This window comes from Nocardioides sp., assembly GCF_034670285.1.
Classification (GTDB): domain Bacteria; phylum Actinomycetota; class Actinomycetes; order Propionibacteriales; family Nocardioidaceae; genus Nocardioides.
On sequence record NZ_JAXMNS010000532.1, the window covers coordinates 1 to 2,013 of the forward strand.

Annotated in this window: 3 protein-coding genes and 1 pseudogene; 3 read left to right on the forward strand and 1 reads right to left on the reverse strand. The window is 72.6% G+C overall.

Annotation, left to right across the window (positions count from 1 at the left end; translation table 11 throughout):
• A pseudogene (locus VOI19_RS19395) lies at nt 1-92 on the reverse strand (ATP-binding cassette domain-containing protein); the annotation flags it as partial.
• 102 nt (nt 93-194) lie between these two features.
• Between VOI19_RS19395 and VOI19_RS18660 the strand changes: the two are divergent.
• The 3 genes from VOI19_RS18660 to VOI19_RS18670 all read left to right on the forward strand — a co-directional run.
• Nucleotides 195-1,127 (forward strand): hypothetical protein, encoded by a 933-nt coding sequence (locus VOI19_RS18660; protein ID WP_416366410.1) that lies wholly within the window; start codon nt 195-197, stop codon nt 1,125-1,127.
• A 20-nt stretch (nt 1,128-1,147) separates the two neighbouring features.
• Nucleotides 1,148-1,747 (forward strand): DUF4129 domain-containing protein, encoded by a 600-nt coding sequence (locus VOI19_RS18665; protein WP_323794441.1) that lies wholly within the window; start codon nt 1,148-1,150, stop codon nt 1,745-1,747.
• Nucleotides 1,744-2,013: hypothetical protein (locus VOI19_RS18670; RefSeq protein ID WP_323794442.1), on the forward strand; the 270-nt coding region annotated here is incomplete at its 3' end. The genes VOI19_RS18665 and VOI19_RS18670, both read left to right, overlap by 4 nt.

Sequence of the window (2,013 nt, forward strand, 5' to 3'; positions counted from 1 at the left end):
CGCGGCAACAGATTGACGATCGTGGTCTTGCCGGCGCCCGAAGGACCAACCAGTGCCGTCGTTTTACCGGCTTCGGCAACCAGGCTGACATTGTGCCGCCCGGCGGTGGCTACGCGTCGTACGAGGCTCCCCCGCCGTCGGACCCGCGCCTGCCCCTGCCCGGGATGCTCGGAGCGGCGCACAAGCCCGGAGCGATGGCGCTGCGCCCGCTCTCGCTCGGAGACATCTACGACGCCGCGTTCCGGATCATCCGCTTCAACCCCAAGGCGACCGTCGGGTCGGCGGTACTCGTGGCCGCGGTCGCGATGCTGATCCCGCTGCTCCTGACCGGGATCCTCACGTTCACCACGGGGCTGACCTACGACGCCACCGCGGAGCCGTCGAGCGACCTCACCATCGACACCGCAGACCTCGCGGGGTTCATCGCCTCCTTCGGCGCACTGGCCTTCGGCAGCGTGCTCCAGGCGATCGGCCTCATCTTCGTGACCGGGATGGTCGCGCACGTGACCGCGGCGGCGGCGATCGGCAAGAAGCTGTCCCTCGGGGAGGCCTGGGCGGCGACCCGCGGCAAGCGCCTGCGACTCGTCGGGCTCTCCTTCCTGCTCGGGCTGATGCTCACCGTCGCGGTCACCGTCTACGTCGTGCTGTGGATCGTGGTCGCACTGACGCTCCCCACCGCGGCGATCGTCGCGTGGGGCCTGGTGACCGTGCCGGCCTTCGTCGCCGGACTCTGGTGGTTCTGGATCCGGGTCTACTACCTCCCGGTGCCTGCCCTGATGCTCGAGGGCGTCGGCATCACCGGCGCGATCGGCCGGGGCTACCGGCTGACCGCCGGGCAGTTCTGGCGCACCTTCGGGATCGCCCTGCTGACCGTGCTGCTCGTCAACATCGCGGGCGGCATCTTGTCGATGCCGATCTCCGTCGGCGGCCAGCTCGGCGTCCTCGCGGTCGGCCCCGACAAGGCGCTGCTGCTGCTGGTCGGCACCCAGGCCCTGGCCAGCGTGGTCTCGACCGCGTTCGTGGCGCCCTTCAGCGCAGCCGTCGCGTCGTTGCAGTACCTCGACCAGCGCATCCGCAAGGAGGCCTACGACGTGGAGCTCATGCGTCAGGCCGGGGTGCTGCGCTAGTGCTCGAGGTGGTGCTGCGCGTGGGTGAGCCGCCCTTGGCGCCGAGCCCCGACGATGCCCGCGGTGCGCTGCGCCGCGAGCTCGTCGATCCGCAGTACTACGACCAGGACCTGCTGCAACGGATCCTCGGCTGGCTCCAGCGACTCATCGACGGCACCGTCGAGGGTGCCTCGTCCCTGCCGGCGCTCACCTGGCTCGCCGTCACCGCCATCGTGGTCGGCCTTGCGATCACGCTGGGCCTGCTGCTCTCGCGCGCCCGACGCACCGCGCGACGAAGCGACGACCGAGGGGCGGTGCTGACGCGGGAGGTGGTGAGCTCGGCCGAGCTGCGCTCCCGGGCCGAGCGCGCCCTGACCGAAGCACGCTTCGGCGACGCCGTGGTCGACGGGTTCCGGGCCGTCGCGGTGGCCCAGGTGGAGCGCGGCCGCCTCGACGACGCCCCGGGCAGCACCGCGCACGAGGTCGCCGTCGCGCTCGTGACCCAGTACCCCACCGAGAGCCGTGCGGTCGACGCTGCGGCCCGACACTTCGACGCCGTCCTGTACGGCGACCGGCCGGCCGCCCGGGCCGAGGCCGAGGCCGTGCTGGCCCTCGACGCTCGGTTGCGGAGCCCGCGATGACGACCACCAGCACCCTCAGCGGCGGCACCGCCGGCCGCGTCGCCGGAGACCCGCCCCGGGCGGGCGCGTGGCGGCGTCACCGATGGAGCCTGCTCCTCCTCGTCGCGCTGCTGGCCGCCATCGCGGTCGTCGTGCTCACCCAGGGTCCCGTCGAGCGCAGCGCGGACCTCGACCCCGACAACCCCGGTCCCGACGGCGCCCAGGCCGTCGCCCGCGTGCTCGCCGACGAGGGCGTCAACATCGAAATCGCGCGCAGCGCCGACGAC